General features: G+C 37.2%; 1 pseudogene. It reads left to right on the top strand.

The features are described from left to right. A pseudogene (locus HMPREF2897_RS13050) lies at window positions 1-732 on the top strand (hypothetical protein); the annotation flags it as partial.

Below are 732 nucleotides of genomic sequence, written 5' to 3'. Positions count from 1 at the left end.
CAGAAAGCAAGGATAGTGCCGCAAGTACAGAAAGTAAACGTAGTGCAACAAGTGAGGATTTTGGTTCAACAGTTGCTACTAATGATAGTAATTCTTCATCAAATAGTACCTCAGCAATTAATTTAAGAACATTTAGTAGATTGGCAACAACAACATTCGCAGCAGCAGCAGCAACTTCAACTACAAATACTTATACAGGTGCAGGGACTGATACAAATTATAATATTCCAATTTATTATAAATTAACAACTGTAAATAATGGAACGTCTATGACTTTTACGTATACAGTTACTTATGATAATCCTGCTACTACGACGGTTGAAAAGCCTACAGCATTGTCTAATAGTTACGCAATATACAACACAGGAACAACTTATCAAACGATGTTTACACTAGGTAGTGCATATGGAACACCTTCAACAGCGACAAGTTATATTACCGATTCAACAGGTGCTCAACTTAGTAATCCAAAAGCAAACACAACTAATATAAACAAACAGGGTAGTGGATATACTTGGGCAAACGGCTACCAAATGAATGGATACCAAGCTAAACAAGGATATGGTTTAACCACAACTTGGACAGTTCCTATCAATTCTAGTGGAGACACTTCTTTTACATTTGCCCCATACTCTACATCTGTGACAGGTGGGACAAACTTCTTTAATGGTCAAAAAGTGACTGTAACAGATCCAACTAGTGCGTCAACAAGTACTGCGAACTCACAAAGCG

It is taken from the genome of Staphylococcus sp. HMSC065D05 (assembly GCF_001813195.1).
In the GTDB taxonomy this organism is placed as follows: domain Bacteria; phylum Bacillota; class Bacilli; order Staphylococcales; family Staphylococcaceae; genus Staphylococcus; species Staphylococcus epidermidis.
Note: the sequence above shows the minus strand (reverse complement) of the source record. Positions and strands in the feature narration are given on the sequence as shown.